The organism is Pumilibacter muris (assembly GCF_943193045.1).
Classification (GTDB): Bacteria; Bacillota; Clostridia; order Christensenellales; family Pumilibacteraceae; genus Pumilibacter; species Pumilibacter muris.
Genome location: NZ_CALPCN010000001.1, coordinates 217,046 through 241,689 on the forward strand (window position 1 = coordinate 217,046; position 24,644 = coordinate 241,689).

Genomic DNA, 24,644 nt, shown 5'->3' on the forward strand with positions numbered 1-24,644 from the left:
TCTCAACACTTTATTTATCAAACAAAAAATGATATAATTAAAGCAAGGTGATATTATGAAAGGTACGGTTTTTATTTTAGAAGACGATACAAGCATTTGCGGACTAATCAAGGTCGCATTAGAGATGAACGGCTTGGATTTCAAGGCGTTTTCAACCTTGAAATCTTTTACCGCCGCACTTTTGGGCGAACAGCCGGACGTTGCATTGCTTGATATAATGTTACCCGACGGAAGCGGTTTAGACGCTCTGCGTTTTATCAAAGAGAAATTTCCTGCCGTAAGCTGTATTATGCTCTCCGCACTATCAAAGGAAGAAGATAAGGTAAACGGTTTGAATATGGGCGCGGACGATTATATAGCAAAGCCCTTTTCCGTATTGGAACTTACGGCAAGAGTAAACGCAAGATTGCGCGGAAAACAGCGACAAAGCGTTTTGTCGGTTGGTAATGTTACGCTGAACTCTGAAACTTTCGTCTGCGAAATCGACGGCAAAGAAGTATCGCTCAATCATAAGGAATTTGAACTATTACAATATTTTATGGAAAATCACGGAAAAGTTTTATCCCGTGAAAAACTTTTAACCGAAGTTTGGGGGTACGACGTAGGCGAAACGCGAACGCTCGACAATCACGTTGCCCGTCTTCGCAAGCTCGGCGTAAAGATTGAAACGATATTCGGTGTGGGGTACAAATTATGAAATGGCGCATTTGGATTTTATCGCTTGGAATTACGTTTGCCTGTCTTTTTGTCTTTTCTTTTGCGGCAACGCAAGTTTATTATAAATCGTCCATAGACGACAGCAAAGAATATTTGCGCGTTTATATGAACAGCTTTGATGAAACTTTGAATTTGGACGATTTGAACGAACAAAACGCCGCCGCCTTTTCGGAAAAATTGAACGGCGCAAGGGTTACGTTTATGGACGCGCAGGGTAACGTACTTGCCGACAGTATTGCCGAAGACGATTTGGAAAACCATTCAGACAGATCGGAAATAAAAGACGCTATTTTCGACGGAGAAGGCTTTGCCGTGCGCGGCAGTTCTACGCTCGGTAAAAATATGGTGTACTTTTGCAAAAACTTCGACGGACAATATTTGGTGCGGATTGCTATATTTACCGATACCGATTGGAGTATCTTCGCAAAATCGTTACCTATATTACTGTATTTCTTCATCTTGTGTATAGTATTGTGCGCCGTTATAGCCTTTGTATCAACGCACTTTATCTTAACGCCCGTAAAAAAACTTGCAAGCGACGCCGCAAACAATCCGCAAGTTACAAGCAAATATTCCGAACTCAAACCCGTAGCCGATATTCTCAACGAGCGCAATCGCAACATTCAAAGGCAAATGAGCGAGATACAAGCGGAAAAAGAGCTTGTGGAAAAAGCGCGTGTTTCAAAGGACGAATTTATTTCTAACGTAACGCACGAGATGAATACGCCGCTTACGTCGATTCACGGCTACGCCGAATTGTTACAGGCGGGCGGTATGAGCGAAAGCCAAACGAAAACAGCGTATAAAACAATACTCACGCAGAGCGAACGCCTTACAAATTTGATTGCTTGTATCATCAATTACAGCGAAATCGACAATGACGATTTACCCCCTTACGAAGTGGACTTTTCCGCGCTTGCAAAAGAAACGATTGCCGCATTGAAACCCGAAGCGGACAAAAGGAATATTACGATAACGGAAAAAATAGACGATAACGTAATCGTAATGAGCAGACACGAACGATTAAGCGAAATCTTCGGAAATCTCGTGCGAAACGCCATTAAATACAATAAGGACGGCGGCAGTATAACGGTTACGCTTAACTATCAAGGGCTGACTGTTGAAGATACGGGAATAGGCATTGCGGAAGAAAATATGAGCAAAGTATTTTCACGTTTTTTCACGGTTGACAAATCGCACAACGGTAAAAACGGCGGCTTTGGTTTGGGGCTTGCCGTTGCCAAAAAGATATGCCAAAAATCCGGTTGGAAAATAAGCGTCGAAAGCACGCTTGGCGAGGGCAGTAAGTTTACCGTTGAATTTTAGAAAGTCGCTTTTCGACAAAACTTTCCAAAAATCGCAAACATTTGTTTTGAAAATCTATTGACTTTATACTGTCATAGTGATAAAATACATAGCATACCACAGTAGTGTAATGAGTGATATTGTACCATTTTGAAAGGGTGTGCCGAACGGATAACGGTTATGAGTTCGGCAGATTCCGCAATGAGCGACAGCTCATAGGACGCGGAAGGTTTGGGCAGTATAGCCGCCCGTGCCTTAGCTTACGGAAAGGGCGTAAGTTTTGTTTTGTTACGCAAAATTCGTAAGCCGTGATAGGCTTTTATAAGTGTACGATTTTTTCGGAAAACGGCACTAAAATCAATTCTCTAACTTAATAGAATGACCAACCATCATAGAGCACATTATGTTGCTAAACACGGTTAGAAGTCGGTGATACAAGAAGTTATCAGCGGCTTTTTTCGCGCCTTTTTTATGGTATCTTTCCCGCTCTTTCTTGCGTGGACGAAGATATTAATTGTTCTCAAACGGAGGTAAACGCAATGACAATAAGACCGCCTTAATCGGCAAGCAAATGGTAAGCAAAAGAACAAGACACGGCAAAATCAAACAGTACCGCTCGGACGGACAAACAGGATATTCGGAGCATATCCATATCTCACTAGGCTACAAGTAGCCAAGCTCGCCCTTGCAGGGGGCAATTATTAAGTGTTGGACAATAGTCAAGGAAATAGACACAAAAAAGAGAAAGAGAGTAGACAAAAAAGTAGATGGAATGTGGCTGAATGCATAACAACTGATGTACATCAGTTGTTATGCAAAGCAAAAAATTTTTGCTCGAATTGGTTGGGGGTAAGTTGGCAATCATACAGGACGATTTGAAGCGTACAATTCACTTTGCCAAGAACCACAACGAAGAATTTTTACAGACCTTACGCAAGGACGCCGAAGCGAAAACGAAAAAGGAACTCAAAGAGAACCTACGCGAAATAGAAACTTCGGAAGAACGCATTGACAAGCTCGACAAGATTATAGAGAGCCTATACGAAGATAAGGTTACGAGTAAAATCTCGGAAGAACGGTATTTGAAAATGAGCGATACATACGAAGCCGAGCAAGCCACGCTGAAAGAGCGGGTTAAGACTTTGAAAGCTGAAATAGAGAAAGCCAAAGCGCAAGACGATAAAATTCTCGACTTTATGCTACTCATCTACAAGTACAGCAATTTTGAAGAACTCACGCCCGAAATTCTGCGTTCGTTCATTGACAAGGTAATCGTCCACGAGAAAACGAAAATAAACGGACATTACAGACAGACCGTTGAAATAGTCTATAATTTCGTGGGCACAATCGAGCCGCAGTTCTTCGACGATGACGAAACCTACAACTGACACAAGCAACTAAACCAAGACAAGAGAAAAGGCGTGGCTTCACGCCACGCCTAATTCTTGTTCACCTGCGGCTTACCTAAAATTCCCTATGGGAATTACGGTAAAAGCGGTTCTTTTTTCTTGTCTTTCGCCGTAGAAAGGAGTATAATATAAAAGCAAAAATATGCGCAGGCTTCGCGCAATAAAAGGGAGGAAGCAAATAACAATGAAACTCCGTTTCGACTACAACAACATGATGGAAGAAGCTATCGGCAAAGAGGGTTTTAAACCTGCTGTTTTTTCCAAAAACGCGAGTAAAATCGCCGCCGCTCAAAAAACGGTGCTTGATAATCGCGGCAAAGGTTGGCAAGAATGGTGCGATTTGCCGTTTATGCCCGAAAGCGAACTCGACGAGCTTATTTCGTATTGCGGCGCTGTGGGCAAAAAAGCCGAAAGTTTCGTAATTCTCGGCATAGGCGGCAGCGCGCTCGGTCCGCTCAGCGTGGCAAGCGCTCTTTTGCATTTGCACCACAACGAGCTTCCCAAAGAAAAACGCAACGCGCCCAAGCTTTATGTGGAAGACAACGTTGACCCCGAACGTATGGCTGCTTTACTCGACATTCTCGACCTTAAAACTTCGTATTTCAACGTGATTACCAAAAGCGGCGAAACGAGCGAAACTTTGAGCCAGTTCCTTATATTATATTCCGCGCTCAAAAAAGAGTTGGGAACAGAAGAAGCGAAAAAACATATTATAGTTACCACCACGATAGGAAAAGGAACGCTTTATAACGTTGCGCAGTCGGAAGGCTTTAAGATATACGGAGTGGGCGCGGGAGTCGGCGGACGGTTTTCCGTGCTTAGTCCCGTAGGGCTTGTGGCTTTTGCCGCGCTCGGGCTAAACGTTAAAGCTATGTTGAAAGGCGCCGCCGCCGCCGCAAAATCTGCGGAAGAACCCGACGTTTGCAATAATCCGGCGCTAATGACCGCGTTTTTGCAAGTTGAAGCTATGGCTCGCGGCAAAAACATAGGAGTTTTAATGCCGTATGCCGACAGTCTCAAATTTATGGCGGACTTTTATTGCCAACTTTGGGCTGAAAGTTTGGGTAAAGCGGTTGATTTGAACGGAAAAACCGTTCACACTGGGCAAACGCCCGCGAAAGCGCTCGGCGTTACCGACCAGCACAGTCAGGTTCAACTCTATACGGAAGGTCCGTTCGATAAAGTTGTAACGTTCCTTGCGGTAGACGAATTCCGCACAACAGTTGTAATCAACGACGATAAAACCATAAACGCGTGCGACTTTTTGAAAGGTCACACAATGAACGAACTTATAAACGCCGAAAGAAGAGCCACAGAATTTGCGCTCAAAAAGGCGAACAGAATGAATTGCACAGTTTATCTGCCCGCCGTAAACGAAGAAACTGTTGGCGAACTACTCATGTACTTTATGTATCAAACGGCGTTTGCGGGCGCTCTCTTGAATATAGACACGTTCAATCAACCGGGCGTTGAAGAGGGCAAAAAAGCGACGTTTGCAATGCTCGGCAGAAGCGGATACGAAAGTAAGCTCGAAGAAGTGAACGCGGCTGTTCATAAGAGCGACTATATTATATAAGAAAAGGAAGTTGTTGGCGCGTCAGCCGATTTTGCGTGCAAAATCACCGAAAATCGGCTTGAACCGCGCAAAGATATTGTGCGATTTTTTAGTTGCCGAAATAATGTCTTTGTGGTATAATGTGCCAAAACGGAAAAAAGAGGTTCTTTATGAAGCTTGGAATTTCCACCGCGTCTCTTTTCGGAAGAGTGCAGACGGAATCTGCGTTCGACGTTTTGAGACAGATGGGAGTGGATACAACCGAAGTTTTTTTAAACACTTTTTCGGAATACGAAAAGCCGTTCGTGGACGCTATAATAACACGGCGCGGCAATGTGAACGTTCATTCGGTGCACTGCCTGAGCACACAGTTCGAGCCGCAACTTTTCAGCGGTAACGCACGCGTCTGCGCCGACGCCGAAAACCTGTTTCGAAAAGTTTGCTATGCGGGCTATATGTTGGGTGCAAAGTTCTACACTTTTCACGGTCCTACCCGAATTAAAAAACGCGATTATAAGTTCGACTACATAAAACTCGGCAACCGGGTGAATCGACTTATAGAAATAGCGCAAAGCTACGGCATGAACGTGAGCTACGAAAACGTGCACTGGACGTATGCGAACGAGCCCGAATATTTTCGTCAGTTGTTAAAACAGTGTCCGCGCCTTTTCACCACGCTCGACGTGAAGCAAGCGTTGCAGGCGGGGCACGACCCCGTTAAATTCCTCGACGCTATGGGAAACAGAATTTCAACGATTCATTTGTGCGACGTCGATAAAAACGGCGAAACTGCAATTCCCGGCAAAGGAAAATTCAATTTCGAAAAGTTTTTCCGCGAACTTGAAAAATTCAATGTGAACGTGCCTGCGCTTGTTGAAGTGTACGCGCACGACTATAAAGACTTGAACGAGTTGAAATCCGCTTACGATTACATTATGAACACAATTATAAAAGTAAAAAACAAATAACTTTTTTAAAAAAATCAAAGAATAAAGCGGGCGGGCGCTAAAAAGGCCAAATATGTAAGCTCGCTGAAAAAGGAGAAAATCATGAACAAGAAAAGCGTTAAAGACGTTGACGTGCGCGGCAAAAAAGTGTTGGTTCGTTGCGATTTCAACGTTCCTATGAAAGACGGCGTTATTACCGACGAAAACCGCATAGTGGGAGCTCTTCCCACAATAAAGTATTTGCTCGATAACGGCGCGAAAGTAACTTTATGCTCGCACATGGGAAAACCTCATTCGATATTCTCGAACGAAGTTAAGCTCAATAAAAAAGACAAGAAAAAAGTTGAGGCGGGAGAAACCACAGCCGAAGCTATTATAGAAAAAGCGAAAAAAGACGAGCCTAAAAAACTTACTCTCGCACCCGTTGCTAAGCGTCTTAACGAACTTACGGGCGGTAAAGTGGTTTTCGCGTCCGACGTGGTGGGACCCGACGCAAAAGCTAAACGCGCCGCTCTTAAAAACGGCGAAGCGGTTTTGTTGGAAAATTTGCGCTTTCACTGGGAAGAAGAGGGAAAAGACGAGGCTTTTTGCAAAGAACTTGCGTTCGACGCCGAAATTTATGTGAACGACGCTTTCGGTACCGCGCACCGTTCGCATGCGTCTACCGCCGCAATAGTTGAATACGGCATAGTTAAAACCGCAGTTTGCGGCTTCTTGATTGAAAAAGAGTTGTCGGTTATGGCTGCGACTCTCGAAAATCCGCCGCGCCCGTTCGTTGCTATTTTGGGCGGAGCTAAGGTTGCCGATAAGCTCAACGTTATATCAAACCTTCTCGACAAGTGCGACACGCTTATCATAGGCGGCGGCATGGCTTACACGTTCCTTAAAGCTAAAGGCTACGAGGTTGGCGAATCGCTTCTCGACGAGGAGAAAATAGACTACTGCAAAGAAATGATGGCGAAAGCCGAAAAACTCGGCAAAGAGCTTGTTTTGCCGATAGACACCGTTGTAACCACGCATTTCCCCGACCCGATTGACGGCGCAATCGAAACGGAAATCGTTCCTTCGAATAAAATTCCCGCTCAAAAGATGGGTATGGATATAGGCGAGAAAACCCGCAAACTCTACGCCGAAAAAGTGTCGGGCGCAAAGGCGGTTATTTGGAACGGACCTATGGGCGTGTTCGAAAATCCCACTCTTGCAAAGGGCACTATTGCCGTAGCGCAAGCTCTTGCCGACGTATACGGCAAATGCACAACAATAATAGGCGGCGGCGACAGCGCGGCGGCGGTTCAGCAGCTTGGATTTGCCGATAAAGTTACGCATATTTCCACAGGCGGCGGAGCGTCGCTCGAATTGTTCGAAGGCAAGGTTTTGCCGGGTATCGCTTGCCTTAACGATAAATAAAGCTTTTAATCGCTCGGCAAAAAGCGTAATTGTTCGCTATAGAATGATTTTCGTCACGTTAAAAAATCCCGTTATGCTTTATCATAACGGGATTTTTGGAGCTTACAGGGAAATATTTGCTAACGTTCGCGTCGTGCACTGTGTGCTCGGCTAAGCGAACCGATTCCAAAATTACTCATTGTTTTCAATTCGCTTGATAATGTAAAAATCCCGTCATGCAAAAAAGCATAACGGAATTTTTGGCACCACCAAGGGGAATCGAACCCCTGACTTCGGCGTGAGAGGCCAACGTCCTGACCGCTAGACTATGGTGGCAAACTCACAAGCTTTGTAATTATATCACAGTCGCGCAAAAGAACGCAAGCGATTTCGGCAAGTTTTTTTCGAAATCGCAAAGGGCGGTTAAAAACCGCCGAAAAAGGCGTTAAATTGAGCTTATTTACCCTTAAATTCTTGAAAAAGGGGTGTTTTTTAATTGACATCTTCAAAATTGTGGCATATAATCACACAGTACCAATTTCTTTGGAGGTTAAAATGAAAACAAACACAAAACGTGCTTCGGCATTGTGCGCTGTTCTGTTGTTTGCGTCCGTCCTCTTTGCGGGAATCGGACTTTTAAACGCGGCGACGGCAACTGCCGAAACGCAAACACAAAACGTGGGACGAACCTACTACTACGAAGAATTGAAAAAGAGCCCTATGGCGCAACAGTTCTACGGAGTAATGAAAAGCATGGCGGAAAACGGAACCTTTACCGATGGCAAAGGCGAATACGACCTTGTGGGCAAGGGAGTGCTTACGGAATCCGACGTTGCGGCTTATGTAGACGGCAGTTCGCCTAAAATTCCCGTCGCTTTCGGTGCGGCGCGCGACGCTTTTTACATGGATAATCCCGATTTGTTCTACATAGACGTATATAAACTTTACCTCAGCGCGGGAATGCAAAACGGCAAATACGTTGCTTTTGTAAGCACCGGCACGGCTGAAAGCTACTATATCGACAACGCTTTTTCGAGCGTTGCCGAAGTGGAAAAAGCAATACAAGACTACGAAACGGCAATCAATAAAATCGTTGCCGACGCGAAAGCGGCGGGAGCGGACCCCGTTACGCAAATAGAATTTGCGAACGCCGCCATTGCCGAAAAAACAGAATACGATTACGGCGCTCGCCAAGACGGGCTTTCGGGCGAAGTAATTCAAGACGGAAATGTGAACACGGCTTACGGTTCGCTTGTGAACGGAAAAGCTCTTTGCGGCGGCTATTCCCGCGCGTTTAAAGCTGTTATGGACCGTCTTGATATTCCTTGCGTTCTCGTTCAGGGCAACGGATATTCGGGCGTTTCGTCGGAAGGCGACGAAGCGGGATATATCGCTCACATGTGGAACGCGGTTCAGGTCGGCGGGCTGTGGTATGGCGTGGACGTTACCTGGAACGATTCGAGCAAAAACCTTAAAAAATATTTGTTGGGCGGAGAGGAGCTCTTTTCGGTAGGGCATTTCGAAGACGGAGTTATTTCTTCGTCGGGCTTCAAACTCAAATATCCTGCGCTTCGTCCGCTTAATTACTGCGTGAACGAAGATAAGAGCGGCTTTGTATTTAAAGACGAAGGAACTATCGGAACCGTTGAATTCGGTTACAAAGAAGTGGACGTAGGCGGCGATAAGAGCACTAACCTAACGTTGGGAGTAAGCTACGAGGGCAAGAATTTTTTGCAGCTCGAAGAAGAGGGCAAATATTTGGCTATGCGTACTTGCGGCGAAGACGGCGTATGGGGCGTATGGACGGGAATAGCCGCATGGTATCACGGCGAAGGCGGATTCGGATATATAGACGAATATAGTATTCAACCGCACTATCCGTCCACTTTCAGAATTCAACAAGGTATTTTCGATTGTAATCCCGACGGAATATTCTATTCGTATTTGCCTAAAACTGCGGAAGAGCACGTTGTTGTGATTAGCTCCGCATATACTAACGACGGTTTCGGAACATATAAACCCGCGCCGCATGTTAAAACGAAAATTCCTTACGAACTCGGCTCAATCAAGAGTTTTAAGCCTATGGACATTAAGCTTGTGTACAGCGAAAAACTTGTTCCCATAGAAGGCAAAACGCACGCCGATGTGTCGGTTAAAGTTTATGCGTCGCACAACGACATAGAAAAATACGTTACCATAGAAAACGTGGTGTGGAATCCCGACGAAAACTCCATTTCGTTTACGTTCACGCCGAGCAAATACTATGCGCATAATTGCGAAATGTACGACTTTGCGCCCACGAACGTTGTGGGCGAGAATAGCGGGAAAGCGCCCGAGCCCGGCGGCGGCTACACGTTTAAAATGAAGCAAGTTGTTTGCTCGAAAGTTTTTAACGACGGCAGACTTTATTTGCAGGTGTTCGGTCAACCCCAATTCGTTGGCGCGGAAGACATGTCGCTTACCGAATTTAAAGACCAAAACGGGCAACCCGTAGCGGGGGACCAACGCAGTCAGCTTATGCTTGTTGTAAACGAGCCGAGCAACGCGGAAAACAAAGTTATGGAAGATAAACTCCTTGAATCTTCCGAAATAGACATAAACAAAGAGGATATTAAAGCGAGCTCCACTTATCAAATAGATTTGCAGCTTTGCGGCGTTGTGCGTCAGGTTCCCAAAGGAAGCTACATGCAAGTCGGTTTCGGGTTCCCCGAAGGTTACGGACCCGAAGACGCGGGCGTTACCTTTACGGTTTATCATTATACGCGCAAGCCCGACGGCACAATCGACACGGTGGAAGAAATTCCTTGCGTTGTTTCCGAATACGGAATAATAGCAACGGTTAAAAGCTTTAGCCCGTTTATGATTTGCGCGGTTGATTCGAGCAAAGTTAAAGCTTCTAAAAACATTTACGCGAGTGTAGACGGAGTGGGCGGAAAGCTTGACAGAACCGTTATAGAAACGGTTACCGAAAGCGGAGTAAGCTACACCGTTACGCCCGACAGCGGCTATAAAGTGAACCGCGTGCTTATAAACGGAGCGGAACGCGATATGGCTGCGGGGGGGGGTGAGCTTAAAATTGCGTACTCCGACCTTAAAGACGGCGGCAATATTGTGGAAGTGTCGTTCATATCCGAACGCGTGGCAAACGACTGCACCCAAAGAGGAATCGTGTTGGCTCAACCCAAAATTATAGTTACCGAAGCCGATATGATTGAAGCGGCGGGGCACGAAATCGTTACCGCGTCACCCGCGAAAAAGAGCAAAGCCGGGCTTATAGTCGGCATAATTATCGCTGTGGTAGTTGTGGCGGCGGGCGCTTGCGTTGCGGTTTACTTCGTTATGAAAAAGAAAAACGGCAATTCGGGAAACGGCGGCAAAGGCGGAAGCCAAACCAAAAAGCGCGCCGCAACCACGACGCGCACCGCAACGGCAACCCGTTCTAACCGTGCGTAAGTTGTCGTTGCGAGCGTAGCGAAGCAATCCCAAACATAAAAAGATAAAGAAAAGGACGAGGCACAAAAGTGTCTCGCCCTTTTTACAAACTTAAAAATTTTATTTAACTATGAATTTGTCTATTTCCGCAACAAGGTCGTCGCATTTGTCGCTGTGAATTTCAAGCACAAGCGGCTTCGATAAATCAAGGCTGAAAATTCCGAGCAAAGATTTTGCGTCAATCATAAATCTGCCGCTGTGAAGGTCTATATCGTAAGGGTATTTGTTCACGATATTCACAAACGATTTCACGCTCTCCGCCATACTCAAAGAAATTTGCAAAGATTTCAAAACTATATTCCTCCCTAAGATTAGTATTTGTTACAGTCAGTATAAACGAAAACGGCTAAAAATGCAATCGTTTTACAAAATATTTTTATATTTATTTTTTTATCGCAAAAAAAGTGCTTGTTTCCTCAGTGAAAATATGGTACACTAATATCGAAAGAAGGCAATAGGGGTTGTTATTATATGGACAGAAAGCAAATTTATTCCGCAATGGAAAACGACGTAACAAAGTCGCTCGAACGGTTTAACGCGGCGGCAAGCGAACTTATGAACGCCACTTACATAATCGTTTCGGGTAAACTGTCTAAACTGTTGCAAAGCGTGGCGGGCTCGCGTCCGCTCTACGAATTTTTGATGAGCGCAACCGAAGGCTATAACTTTATAGGAGAGTTTAGAGCGGCGCAACTGCGCGACCCTGCGGGTAGAGCGTATATAGCCGTGCCGACAGACCCTTACGAGCAAATCAAATTTGCGTTTTGCATGCTTTTTGCAATCGACACGGGCAAGCTGAACATAGAAAAACTTTTGCATACATATTTCTACGACGCCGACGCAAACACCGAGCTTAGAGCGTTTTTTCGCAAAATAGTTAAGCCGTTCGTTGAGAATATCAACGCGGTGTTCGAGAACGCGCCCACAGCGTCGGTAAGTATTCCCGATTATATAGAAAAGATTGTAAGCGCCGATTCGGGTTATGCCGAGCCGTCGCAGGCTCCCGAACCGGGCATTATTATTCCGCCCACAAGCGAGCCCGATTTTTTTGTGGATTCTTTAATAGGGCGGACTGTGCAGGAAGATTCGCTTTCGGCGGTTAAAAACGGAGACGGGCAAGGCGCGTTGTCGGAACGGTTTTCGGCGGTGGCTTCTACGGTATTAGAACCCGCGAACGGTGCGGGCGCAGAAAACGCTGCCGACACAAAAAACAGCGTTGCCGACGAGAGCTTGCTTGCGTCGCTCGGCGAAGTTACTTGCGAGCTTATGTCGGTTGTGGCAAAGAGCGAAAACGTTTCTATTAAAGAGCGCGAGGAATTGCTCATAGTTGCCGACGCGTTCAATGCCGCTCTCGGCTTTAAAGAATTAAAATCAATAAAACTAATGTTTACTTCTCTTAAAAACACCGTTCGTTGCAGTGAAATCGCTTCCGAACTCGAAGAAAAGATGAGCAATTTGGAATATTTAGCAAAAGGATTATTTTAAATTTATTGCGGTGCGCCGCAACGTGGCGCTATTGTGTAATTCCGGTCTTTTGATTGAAAAAGGCTTAGGCGAAAACGCTCAAAGGGGCGGGACACTTTTCGATTGTGTCCCCGCCCTTTTTAAAACGTAAGTTTTTTCTTGTCGTTGCGAGCGCAAGCAATCTTTCTGCGAATTGTCATTGCGAGCGTAAAACCATTTTCTACGAGCTGTCATTGCGAGCGTAAACCATACTGTCATTGCGAGCGTAGCGAAGCAATCTCTTGCACTAAACGAATAACGCTACGGCTTACGCTCCGTGTAGGGGATTGCCGCGTCGCACTGCGCGCTCCTCGCAATGACATAACTGCGAAACTGTTATTTTTTACTATCGAAGGCAAATTTTTAGAATTTGTTCATAATTTGTTCATAAAATTATGAACAAACTGTTGACAAAACCGCTTTTGAGTGATATTATATAGTATATAGCGTGAGAAAGTGCGTACATGCGCACATAATAACGCTATTCCGAGCAATCTTGCGCGAATTTGCGTTTTTTACGGCAAAGAGGGCGGAGAGAGCGAAATTAAACATGTTTTGTAAAAACCACACAAGTGAGGAATATAAATCTATGGTAGAAAAAGCGAAAAAGCGGTTGCTTCCGTTGTTGCTGACAGTTATGTTGGCGGTGCTTTTGGCTGTTTCGGGCGCGAGCATTTTAGGTGTGAACTATGCTCAAGCTCAGGCAGGCAAGGCGGGAACTACTGTCGAGTCCGACGGAATGGACGAGCGCGTAGACGGCGTTGCGGCTTACTCTTCGCCGAACGGCACAACCTCTCAGGGCTATAAGTATTGGAATTTCCCATATAACGGCGGAATTCAGTCGCTTACCGGCATGGCTGCGGGCTATTATAAGCTCGAAGTTTGGGGCGCGGCAGGCGGCAACGACGGCACAGGCATAGGCGGCAGAGGCGGCTATTCCGTAGGTATGTTCAGCGCGGCGTCAAACACTACTTTGTATGTTGGCGTAGGCGGCGCAGGCGGTAACGGAACAGGCACGGGCGGCGGTTATAACGGCGGCGGTCATGCCGGTACGGCAGGTTCGTCGGGTGCGGGCGGCGGCGCTACCCATATCGCTAAAATCACAGGAACTATCGCGGCAATCGGCACGGGTAGGAAAGATAATATTCTTATCGTTGCGGGCGGCGGCGGCGGCGGCGGAAACAGCTATGCCGGTAGCGTCGGAAACTATAACGGCGGCGCGGGCGGCGGCGCTACGGGAAAACCCGGCGCCGGTAGCACGGGCGGCGGTCAGGACGGCGGCGGCACGGGTAATGGAGCGGGTACGTTCGGGCAAGGCGGAAATCGCGGCGGCGACACCACTCAGGTCGGTTCTGCGGCAAAAGACGACGGCGGCGGCGGCGGCGGCGGCTGGTACGGCGGCGGCGCGTCTATAGGCGACGGCGGCGGCGCGGGCGGTTCCGGCTATATCGGAAACTCTCAGCTCGTTAGCGCTTTGGGTGTGAATAAAACGTGCTACGACGGCACGCAAACTTTCTCCGCGCCCGGTAGCGCACCCGGTGCGGGTAACGAAACGGGGCACAGCGGCGCGGGTTATGCGCGCATAACGCAAATGAACGTTGCTCCCACGCAAAACGGCGGCAACAGCGCAACAATAACGGTAAACCGTACCACAAACAAAACTATTACGGTTGCGGGCACTGCGACGGCGGCTGATTCGCTCCGTTGCGCGGACGCCGACGGCGACGCTGTGGTGTGCAAAGCGGGCATTTATATGAGCGCGGCAACCACCACTCCCGCAAACTCGGTTGCGGGCAATAACTACTGGATTACTTGGGCTATGACGGCGGGGAACGGAACGTTCAGCGTCAGAGTTTTAAGATATTGGAGCGGAACGAAAGCGTTCTACATTCAAGTTACCGACAGTCACGGCCACGACGTTTGGGTTAAGATGACTTTGCAGTGTAGCTCGGGCGATTTCAAATTAACCACGAATACAAACGGCACAAGCGCGAGCGGAAACCCCATTCGCAGAGGTTTGAGCACCACAACGAGCGTGGGTAGCGCAACGGCGGCTAACGCCATTTATAACCCTCTCGGAGCCAACCGACCCACTATTTGGCTCGGCGAGCCGCTTGTTTCCACCAAAAAACAAACGGTAAATATTCATAACATGTACGCTTCCACCGTTCCGGGCGAAGAAACGGTGGCGCTATCCACAACGGTAACTTACCAAACAACGCGGTATAATGCCGATACCGGCGCCTCTAACGCAATCAACACGCAAGCGGGCGCAACCAACAGCTCTAACTTTACTAAGGTGGAGTGGGGGCAAAAGGTAACCACAACATATTATAACGGTTCGTCTACGCCAACAGCCAACTACGAGCGCGGCAAGCGCGACATAGTGCTTTCGGCAAAACCCGGACTTGCGCCCGGCAACTATTACTATGTTCTCACGGTAACGGTTCAGCTTTTGGATAAATCTTCGGGCGTGGTGCAAAAAACCGTTGCGGTAGATATTGTGTACCGCGTGGAGAATTTGCGCCCCGAACTTAACGCCACCGAGCAAAATATAACGCTTAGGGCGGGAGAATCGCAAAGCATAAACGTGTCGGCGTTGTGCACCGACCCCGACGGCAACACCTTAACTATTGCCGACGTTGTTGTGCCCACCAACGAATTTGTTCTCGTTGATACCTACGGCAAAGTTGTTACGCCCAAGAACTCGAGTTCTAACTATAATGTTATGGCAAACACGAGCTACGGCAACAAGAGCGACACAGTGCTTACAACCGCCCAAACGCCTAACGCGCCTACGGGATTTAACGCCGAATATATTTATAAGGTAAACAATGCTGCGGGCGACGCGGGCTTTGCGTCCTCGCAAACGCAAGGCAATAACGACGTTTCGTTCTTGGGTTACTACCTTAACGCGAAAACCTCTGCTTTGAACGCTCGCACCGAAATAACGCTTGTTGCAAACAAGGCGAGCAGGCTTAAATATGCGAACGCTCAAAAAACGGACGGCAACTTCCGAGTAGGGCATTTCTATATTTTGGTGCGCGTAATAGACAGCGGCGCTCCCGACGACGAGGGAATTTGGTTCCCGATTGCCGTAACCGTGCAATCGGCTGCTCCGCAGATTTCGGGCGTTCCGTCTATATCGGGCGCGGCGGGCAGCACTCATTACGTAACTCCTTTCGGAGTACGCGACGCAAGCTATAACTACTTCGGAATAGGCACCCCGTTCGTTCAAGGCGGCGACGAGGCTGCGCTTTTAACGAACTCTATTGCGCAAAACGGCGGCAAAAACGTTATGCCTTTTGCTTACGATGCCGACAACTACAGTTTGTATAAATCCGCAGGCAGAACGGTAACGTTCAAATCGCCTGTAGGTTCGCGCACAAACGCTATTTTAGACGCTTCGGCGGATAACAGTGCTCCTGCGTCGTTCAGCCAACGCGAGGCTGTTTTCCTCACGCCCGACGCGCGTTCCGCCACCAACACGCAAATAACTGCGGGACTTCCCACCGATGACCCCGCGTATGCCAACAGAAACAACGTTCTCGACGGCTTTAAAGAATTCTTTACGATTTCGCGCGTAAGGCTTTACGCCCGCACGAGCGTGTTGCTCGGGCTTACCGACGACGAAATAGAAACGCTTCACCGTAACGGAATAATATACTTTATGGACGTTACCTATGCGAGCAACACCGTTCATTATGTTGGGTTCGACGGTTTGGCTATAACGCTTAAAAAGTCTACTATGGGTTCGTATTTGAAAGTGCCCGTAGACGTAACCGACACGCACAACAGTGCGGGCACGGTTGCCATTGCCGTGAACGTAACCAACACTCCGTTCAGCACTTTCAATGCCGACGGTTCGGATAATTCGGTTCGCAACAACAGCCTTGCAACTCCGCTCGGCTATAACGAACGCAATGGACTCACAACTCGCAACAAAACCGATTATACTACGGTTGCGGTGTTCGAATTTACTATGCAAGTGGGCGATAAGGTGCTTGTTAGCCCTTACGACTTGTTCTACGACCCCGACACCTACACGGTGAACAATTTGAACAGCGACGGTTCTATTGCGTCGTTCAACACGGTTCCCAACTCTGCGGGGCATTCCGAAATGCTTACGGGCGTGAACAAAAACATAACCGTTTATGCGGGCAGTTCGGCTGCCGACGCCATTGCGAGCACTACGCCGGTAACAGACTTTAAGCTTAAAAAACTTACGGTTGCGCCGGTAGACCAAAATCCGAGCGTTTCGGGCGGCGGCACATACGGCACCGTTAAATATTTTGGAGAAACGCCGAACTGCGCCGAATATTTCGAAATTACCGCGAGTCGCAAAACTCCGTCTAACGGTTTCTTATCGTTTAACTATGTGGTAACAAATTCGGCGGGCGAAACCGCTACTGCGGAAATTCATTTAAAAGTAGACAACTCGTTGCCGGTGCTTCGCCCGAGCGTGGGAATTATAAACCTTTCGGCTTCTCCCGCGCTTGCAAACAGTTCGAGCGCGGAGTCTAACAAAACTCACGGCGAAAGCGGCGACGAAGTTATTCTCGATTATTTCGTAATCAATTCGAACACCTACAACGTGCGCGAATACACTCTTAACGACCTTTTCATAGACCCCGACGGCGACAGAGTTAAATTTACCACCGTTCAAGAACACGTCGGCATAGAAGTGGGCACCAAAAACGGTTCGGGCGAATTTGTTCCGTTCGGATTAGACGATGAAGGCAAGAGCCAAAACGTGTTTGTAAACGCCTATATAGGCGCCGGCTCGAATAACCGTTCGGGTTACAACAACTGCCTTATTATTCGCGGTCTTTCGAGTACGCAAGGCGTTCCCGGCGGCGTGTGGATTAGGTTCTACGTTATGGACGATGCCATAGGAACGTATAAAGACGCCGAATATATATTGCAGGTAGAGGTGCACAATTCCACCCCCGAATACGCCGATATGACGGGTAGCAACGCTATGGAAGACACCCGCGAAGACGACACTAAGCCGCATTCGTATTTGTGGCGCGGCGAGTCGGATAGCACCAACGTTATAGTTGCCAACCTGTTCAAAGAGGGCGAAGATACCAACGTGTATCCTTTCGGTAAGGAACACACCCAAAACAACGCTTATACGAGCGTTGAAAAACCGCTTTATATCGCGTCTAACGACAAAGTTATGGATTTGTATAAAACGGCGGTAAACACGAAACTTACCGCGTTAGGCAAACCCGCCAACTATAACTATACGAGTTCGCAAGTGCGGTATATTGCTCAAGACCCCGACGAAGCGCAAGGACTTGTGCTCCACGCCGCCGACCTCGACAACAGAAATACGCCGCAAACCTTTAACGTTATGTCGGACGCGAACAACCCGATAGACGGGCAGAGCGCGGTTGGCGTAAACGACTTTTACAATCATGGGCAGGATTATCTTAAAGAGCAGAATATTGTTCAAATTTTGTTCTTCGACGATGACGGCAACATGACCACCGACCCCGCAATTACGCATGTAACCTCTAACTGGATTGTGGCGTTTAACTTAACCACAACGCCCACTCAGGAAATACAGGTTAAAATAAGATTGCGCGACGGAAACCGCGTACTTTCTATGCCGGTAGGCACGCAGCAAGCTACGGCGGGCGGACACTCGGTGAGCGGCACCAACGCTTATGTGGGCGACCGCGGCACGCCTACTTCGGGCGGACTTTACGAGCCGAAAATTTCCATTACCGACCTTTACAACTCCAACGGCATATTCTCGTTCTCGGTGAAAATCCGTGCGCAAGGCATCATAGACAATATGACGCGTTGGGCGAGCACCGATTCGAACAAAGGCGTAAACATGAACAACGTGTGGACCGCCAAAGACGCCGATAAGAACACAAAATACTACAACGATTACTACACTTATACCGAAGTTGAAGGCGTTCCCGACGTTTTCCGTTACGAGGGCATAGACGTTGGCGCAAGCGGCTCGGTTGCCGTTCCCGTGAGCTACTTCTCGTGGGCAATGAACAACATAACTCAGCCCGCGCGCGGTACCGCCCAGAGGTATGCCGCCTACTACGACATTGCCGATTTCCGTTCGCAAGACCCCTCTAAGGTGTTGGAAGCGTTCACGATTTCCGACGGTTTCCGTTCGTGGACGGGAAGCGACCTTTACGGCGAAAACAACAACTGTCCTTACGTTACTTTCGGTGTAACCGACAACATGATTAACCAAAAATCCAAGTATCTTGACGGACAGCAAAGATTTTTGGTTCCTACCGGCGTGGATTCCGGCGGCAACAAAATAAATCCCATTGCCGTAAACAACGGAACCTCACAATACTTTTTAGAAGACGAACAGGGCGTTACTATTAAAAAGAACAAAGTTCGCAGCGTAGGTTCGCTCAAACTTATTGTTCGCATGACGTTGTGGTCGTCGCCCGACGGGCAAAAATGGAGCAGAGCTACCGATATAGACCCGATAAACATTACGGTGCCTCTTACGGTTGCAAACACGCCGCTTCAAATGGATGAAGAAGATGGCGGAAGCAACATGGAATACGATATTGCCATAGACGCTTCCACAGGCTACAACGTTATACTTTCGTCTAATAAAGACATTGACGAAGCCGAATATATGAACAGCGGACTTGAAAACTACAAAATTATAGCTTCCGACAGTTCGCACGACCAAGCCACGTTCTTTATGAGCGGAAACACGAATCCGCTGTCTTACCGCGAAGACGTATATTTCTTTGCTCATTCGTTGACGGCGAACTTTACCTCCGACGAACTCAACTATATCGCCGCTATGGAGAAAAAATCGCAGGCTTTGCATACCGACGCATATAAGCGCGTGAGAAAGTATTTCGGCGTAGACGAAACGAGCGGACATGTGGACGACGTTTTGGATAGGTCTACGGGCGAAACGGTGCTAAACAGCACGGTGAAAAACTCTATTAACAAAGGGTATACAAACTACTTCACGGTTGCGCCTTCGGGCATAGACAGTAAGTCGATTACAATAGTACCCAGCCATATAACAACTTTCGATTACAGCAAAGAAGCTTACGACGCCGATACGTCTACGGGCAAAGGCACACACAAAGAATGGATAGTGAGCCAAGCGGCTGCGCGCGGTCTTAAAGTCGAATTCACCGATTTCGATAACGGCTCGTTCACCGTTAAGAAAATATACTATCCTTTAAAAGTTATGGTGTACGACAGCCTTTCTGTTGGCACCGCGTCGAATAGGACGCATTTCAGCGATTCCGCGTTCGACGTTATAACTCTTAACGTGGAAGTTAGAAACTCGCATCCCGAAGTTCTTACGCGTAACTTAGACCAAACTATAAACGTTGGCGGAGTTCAAAACGAGGACGGAACGGTTGTGGGCGGCAAAAATTATGCGGGACGCAGAATTTCGCTCGGAACGGGTAAAACGGTAAGCTACGGCTTCTCCGAAATTCTTTACGACGCGAACATGGTGTTCAGCACAAGTTCGAACCGTTACCTTAATAAGAGCGAAATACTCGGCAGTTCGGATTCGATTGTGCGCGACACGGGCGACTATTTGCACGCATGGGAAAACGGCGACTTGGTTAAGGTTGAATTCCTCGAAGTTCCCAAAGGCGGAACCGACCACGACGGCGCAATAACCGTCAAGGTAGACAACAGTTCGAACACTTTTGCCATAACCGTTAATAAACGCGTGTTCGGATTCAGCCAAACCGACATTGCGGCATACGTTAAACTTACTTTTGCCGACCGTTACTACGGCGAAGACAGCGGTAGCTTCTGCGAAGCGGTTATAGAGGTGCATATAGCAAACGCCGCTCCCACGCTTACAGCTTACGCTCAGAGCGTGCGCAATATAGAAATGGAAACGGGGCAATACTTTACCCTGTATGCAACGCAATGGACCGACTTTATTAAGGGCGCGGGGAACTCCAACACGGTTGGCAAAACCACCGCTAACAGCTACGACGGAACGTATTTCGCCGACATGAAAGAGCAAGTCAGCTCGAACAGCACATACATGTCTATGCTCGACGCCGACAAACTTGCTTGGACTTTCGGCGCTGACACCCCGCACGTTCAGATAGGAAAGTCTAACAACGGCTACGAGGATACCAGCGGCAAACCAAAGAAGAGCTTGGGCTACATGGCTATGGCTACCGACGACGCTCCTTGGACGTTGAGAATAGACCATACCGCGAAAGACGGCGGCGTTTCGGTGAGCGACAACGGCAAGAGCATGATTAAAGTCGATAAGCTCAACTATACGCGCTACGAATCTTCTACCGAACAAAGAAGCATATCGGGCTATACCGCAGTTATGTTCGAGGCGCTCGGCGCGTGCGAGGACGTAACCGTTTCGGTAACTCTCACCGACGGTAACGCTTCGCTCGGCGACAGTCCTCTCGGCGTGGTTTACACGTTCAAAATCACAGTTAAATCCACTCCTCCTAAGGCAATCACGCTTGCTAACGACCCTAACACGGTTAAGCTCGGCGCGAACATGGGTAGCTACAAAGAGCGCCTCAGCCACAACAAGAAGCAGATAGACAACAACAAAAACATATACGACCTTAAAATGAAAGTGGGCGAGAGCATAAGCATGCGCACGAGCGACTTTGCCATCGATAAAGACAAAGGCGACACCGACGTTATGTATTTGCTCGGCAGAAGCGGAAGCGACCCGTTCATGGTGACTCCCGCAGGAAGCAGTTCGGGTATGGTTGCGAACTCCACGCCGTGGATATCGCTTAAATACGAACGCGGAACAACGCTTACAACGCGCAACACCATGTTCACCGTAACCGCCACAAACTTCCACAACGAATCCAACAATTCGGCGGATAATTTGTATGATACGGTAGTGTTCTATATTTGCGACCCGTATTCGTCCAAAACTTCCGACGCTGTGGAAATAGAGCTCAGAATTCACGTTTATCCGTCCGAAATGCAGATGCACACTTCTAATGCGACCGCTCAAAAAATTGCGGTTGCGGGCGTTACCGACACCGCCGCCAACGGAGCCTACGCTATTCCCGTAGTTTCGAAGAACGGCGAGGGCGGACTTACGTTCGACGCCGACGCGGGCTATGACCGCACGCGTTACAGCGTTACCGTGTATTCTATGCTTTACTACGCTACCGAAGGCGAGGGCGACGACGCTAAAACAACCGTTAAAGCGCTTTCGAGCACCGAATTTGCAAATCTTGTTGCCGAAGGCAAACAGGCTCAGCAGATAGTTGCTAAGCATACTATATCGCGCGTTACAGCCGACGCCGATTCTAAGGCGTTTAGCACCGATATTTCGGGCGGCTCCGAAAACTACAAGGCTACGCAGGAATTTATTAGCTCGCTGACGTTCTCTCCCGACGGAACCGTGCTCTATGTGGTTCCCGCAAAGGCTACCAACGGCAAGGCTCTTATAGCGAACTCCAAAGAAGAGGGCTTCCAGTTCTATATCGAGGTTGAGAAATTCGTTGAGCGCAGCACGGGCGGCGCCACCGACTTCTTTGACCCCGCTAATCCGCCCGCAGCCGACGCTTACGAAGCTCAGGCGCTTGCGCAGTTGCGCGTTGAAAACTCGGCGGCTATTCCGCTTGAAGTAACCGACTCCAACTTTAACGCTCGCGGCGACGGAAACTCGTATTTCGAAGTGAACGGAACCAAAGGCAGCAGCTGGGACTTCTTGCTTTACAACAAGGTGGATACCGACGTGGCTTTATTCACCGACCCCGACGGCGACGAACTCACCTATAAAACCATGAGGCTCTTAGACGTGTTCACGTTGGATTCGACGGGCGCGAACAGCCTCAGCCACATTAACGAACCCGGCGTGCGCGCTTCCGCAGAAAACGCGCTTAGCGTTGTGCCCGGAAAAATAGACTACGTTCGTGCGAACGACCCCGCGCACAAAGTGCTCGGAACGTTCGGCGGCTTCACCATAACGGTGCGTCATAAGGTTGAAGTGGCAGAACACGGAAACGACGTTATTTACCTTAAATTCGCGGTTGCGGCTTACGACGTAAACGAATCTTCCGTTTCCGAAAAGGAAATCGTTGTAGGCATAAGCAACAGTGCGCCCAAGTTCAAATACGCCGAAAACGTAGACGGCAAATATAATTCGAAGTTCTATTCCTACGATAACGACGGCGGCGGAACCGACGCGTACCTTACTCTTACGCTCGGCAAAGACGAAACCGAAGGTTTGCTCGAACATAAAGACGGTTGGCTTGAAGTTCCACTTATGGACTTTATCGACGACACCGACTATGATGCGAAAGCCACCGAATACAAAGAAACGTTTACGTTTGTCAATCCCGAAAGCGGAGTTGGCAGAGTGGGGCTTGCGGAGCTTTCGGGCGACGCGAACGGACGTTTCTGGCTTGAAAACGGTGCGGGCGCCGTAACGTCTAACGTTGCCGATGCCGAAACCAAACGGTTCAACATTAAGACTACCGCCGACAATCTTGTGCTTCGCTTTAAAACGAACTCTTACGAGCGCGGAGCGAAAGATTCGGTGACGCTTATAGTTAAAGACTCGTCGGGCGCGAAAACGGGTTCGCTCACAATAACGCTCGTGGTTGGCAACTCCAAGCCTATCGACCGTACGCAGACCGAAGGCGTTAGCAAGAGAATAGTGCTCAAAGGCGGCAAGACGGTGCCCGAAGGCTCCGACGTGTTCCCGCAAGAGCGTCATTCGATATTCGAATTCGTTACCGACAAAAACCCCGACGACGTTAAGGATTACGGCGATAAGCTTCCCGAAAATCCCACCACGTTCATCACGATTTCGGGCGCGGCGTCGCGTCCTATGGAAGACGACGACTGGCATCCGTCGAGCGTGTTCGAGGACGAGAACGAAAAGCCGAGCGTAATGGTATCGTTCGTAACTTACGACCAGTATTTCACCGTTGCGCCTCAGGCGGGCTTATACGGCGTTCAGGAGTTTGTTCTCACCGTTCACGACGGCGGCAACTCCGGCGCGGAAGACAGCCAGGCGATTAGCGTTAAAATCGAAATCGAAGTTAAGCCTAATCCGAACGAAGTGGAAACCAACGAATTTAAGCTTTACTGGCGCAGAACAATGCCGCTCACAGCTAAATCGTTGTTCGACGACCCCAACACCGACGGCGACGAGAGCACCGGTTATATTATTACGGGCGTGGAACTCACTTCTAACCCCGATAACGCGGTAACCGTTATTCACGTTGAGGGCTCCGACGTTTGGAGTTTGCGCGGCGATTACAAAGACAAAGAAGTTATGGCTTTGGTGTCGGTAGTTGTAGGCAATTCCGCAACGTCAGCTTCCGAAGTTAGCAAAGTGCCCATTAAAATTACGGTTGTAGACAACAAATCGCCGTACTTCCGCGAGCCGTTCGGCAACAAGGAAGAGGGCGGAAAGAAAGCTCTCGTTAAAGCCAACCAAATGACTGCGGAAGGCATATACGAGGTGCCCGTAAGCTTAATGTTCGAAGACGCCGAAGGCGACGAGCTTAGGTTTGTGTCGGCGAAAACAGTTAAGTCTACTCTTATAAGCGTTACAACCGATACTCAAAACAATTCGCTCAGATTCCACTTTAAGGGCAAGGGCGACACGAAAGTTGAGGTTAAGGTTGCCGACGCGGTTGCGACTTATTCTTACTCGTTCACGATTTTCAACGACGATTTGCCTTCGCCCAACTTCTTTATCGGCATGATTTCGCGCGTGCAATCTAATCCGTTGCTGTTCATAATAATCTTCGCCGCTATATTGCTGTTCCTTATAATACTCATCATTATAATAGCAGCGATACGCAAGAAGAAGAAAATGCGCGAAGAAATCGAAGCGTTGCTCGTTTCCGAAATGGAACTCGAAGAGCAAATGCTCAAGCTTGCGGCGGGACCGTCGCCCGTGTCGTATCAATCTTACGGCTATTTGCCTCCCACACCGGGAGCGGCGCCGCAGAATCCCGGCATGATGCTCGGTAGCGGTCAGGGCGCGCCCGACCCCAACGCGGCAATAGGGCTCAATCCCGGCGCTCCTCAAAACACGCAGGGAACGGCGCCCAACAATCAATCTTCGCAGTTGCCGCCTCCTTCTTCAGGCTTTAACGACGAAGACTTATAAAAAAATGCCGTAAATACAAAAACACAAGAAAAAGGAACCTTTGCGGGTTCCTTTTTTTGTAGCTTAAATAAACTGAGAGTTAAACATTTAAAAATGGCGTTTTTGTGCGAAATAGCGCGTTTTAAAATTTGAACGGCTTTTTTGTATTGACAAATTTGCGTTTAGAGTATATAATAAGCGTATAAATATATAAAACATTTTTGTTGCGGAGT

The 24,644-nt window shown here is 48.2% G+C and carries 10 protein-coding genes and 1 tRNA gene; 9 read left to right on the forward strand and 2 right to left on the reverse strand.

The window, feature by feature from the left end:
• Positions 1-55: 55 nt before the first annotated feature.
• The 6 genes from NFR62_RS01165 to NFR62_RS01190 all read left to right on the forward strand — a co-directional run bounded on the left by NFR62_RS01165 (position 56) and on the right by NFR62_RS01190 (position 7,340).
• Positions 56-697, forward strand: a complete 642-nt coding sequence (locus tag NFR62_RS01165) for a response regulator transcription factor (RefSeq protein WP_251612392.1) — start codon at positions 56-58, stop codon at positions 695-697.
• Positions 694-2,043, forward strand: a complete 1,350-nt coding sequence (locus NFR62_RS01170) for a sensor histidine kinase (protein WP_251612394.1) — start codon at positions 694-696, stop codon at positions 2,041-2,043. Before NFR62_RS01165 ends, NFR62_RS01170 begins: the two co-directional genes overlap by 4 nt.
• Before the next feature lie 833 nt (positions 2,044-2,876).
• Positions 2,877-3,410: a DUF4368 domain-containing protein gene (locus NFR62_RS01175; protein WP_251612396.1), complete on the forward strand. Its 534-nt coding sequence runs from the start codon at positions 2,877-2,879 to the stop codon at positions 3,408-3,410.
• Between the two features lie 205 nt (positions 3,411-3,615).
• On the forward strand, positions 3,616-5,007 hold the full coding sequence (locus tag NFR62_RS01180; RefSeq protein WP_251612398.1) for a glucose-6-phosphate isomerase: 1,392 nt from the start codon (positions 3,616-3,618) through the stop codon (positions 5,005-5,007).
• Between the two features lie 149 nt (positions 5,008-5,156).
• Complete coding sequence (locus tag NFR62_RS01185; protein WP_251612400.1) at positions 5,157-5,954, forward strand: sugar phosphate isomerase/epimerase family protein; 798 nt, start codon at positions 5,157-5,159, stop codon at positions 5,952-5,954.
• Positions 5,955-6,032: 78 nt separating this feature from the next.
• Complete coding sequence (locus NFR62_RS01190) at positions 6,033-7,340, forward strand: phosphoglycerate kinase (protein ID WP_275556875.1); 1,308 nt, start codon at positions 6,033-6,035, stop codon at positions 7,338-7,340.
• A 240-nt stretch (positions 7,341-7,580) separates the two neighbouring features.
• Here NFR62_RS01190 and NFR62_RS01195 read toward each other — a convergent pair.
• Positions 7,581-7,655: transfer RNA gene (locus NFR62_RS01195), tRNA-Glu, on the reverse strand.
• A gap of 219 nt (positions 7,656-7,874) precedes the next feature.
• Here NFR62_RS01195 and NFR62_RS01200 point away from each other — a divergent pair.
• Entirely contained in the window at positions 7,875-10,772 is a 2,898-nt protein-coding gene (locus NFR62_RS01200) for a transglutaminase domain-containing protein (RefSeq protein WP_251612403.1), read from the forward strand.
• 99 nt (positions 10,773-10,871) lie between these two features.
• Here the strand turns inward: NFR62_RS01200 and NFR62_RS01205 are convergent, their stop codons facing one another.
• Positions 10,872-11,102, reverse strand: coding sequence for an HPr family phosphocarrier protein (locus NFR62_RS01205; RefSeq protein WP_251612405.1), 231 nt, complete (start codon positions 11,100-11,102; stop codon positions 10,872-10,874).
• A 180-nt stretch (positions 11,103-11,282) separates the two neighbouring features.
• On the opposite strand from NFR62_RS01205, the gene NFR62_RS01210 reads away from it, so the two are divergent.
• Both NFR62_RS01210 and NFR62_RS01215 read left to right on the forward strand, forming a co-directional pair.
• Positions 11,283-12,296: a hypothetical protein gene (locus tag NFR62_RS01210; protein WP_251612408.1), complete on the forward strand. Its 1,014-nt coding sequence runs from the start codon at positions 11,283-11,285 to the stop codon at positions 12,294-12,296.
• 607 nt (positions 12,297-12,903) lie between these two features.
• Complete coding sequence (locus tag NFR62_RS01215) at positions 12,904-24,432, forward strand: glycine-rich protein (protein ID WP_251612410.1); 11,529 nt, start codon at positions 12,904-12,906, stop codon at positions 24,430-24,432.
• Positions 24,433-24,644 lie beyond the last annotated feature (212 nt).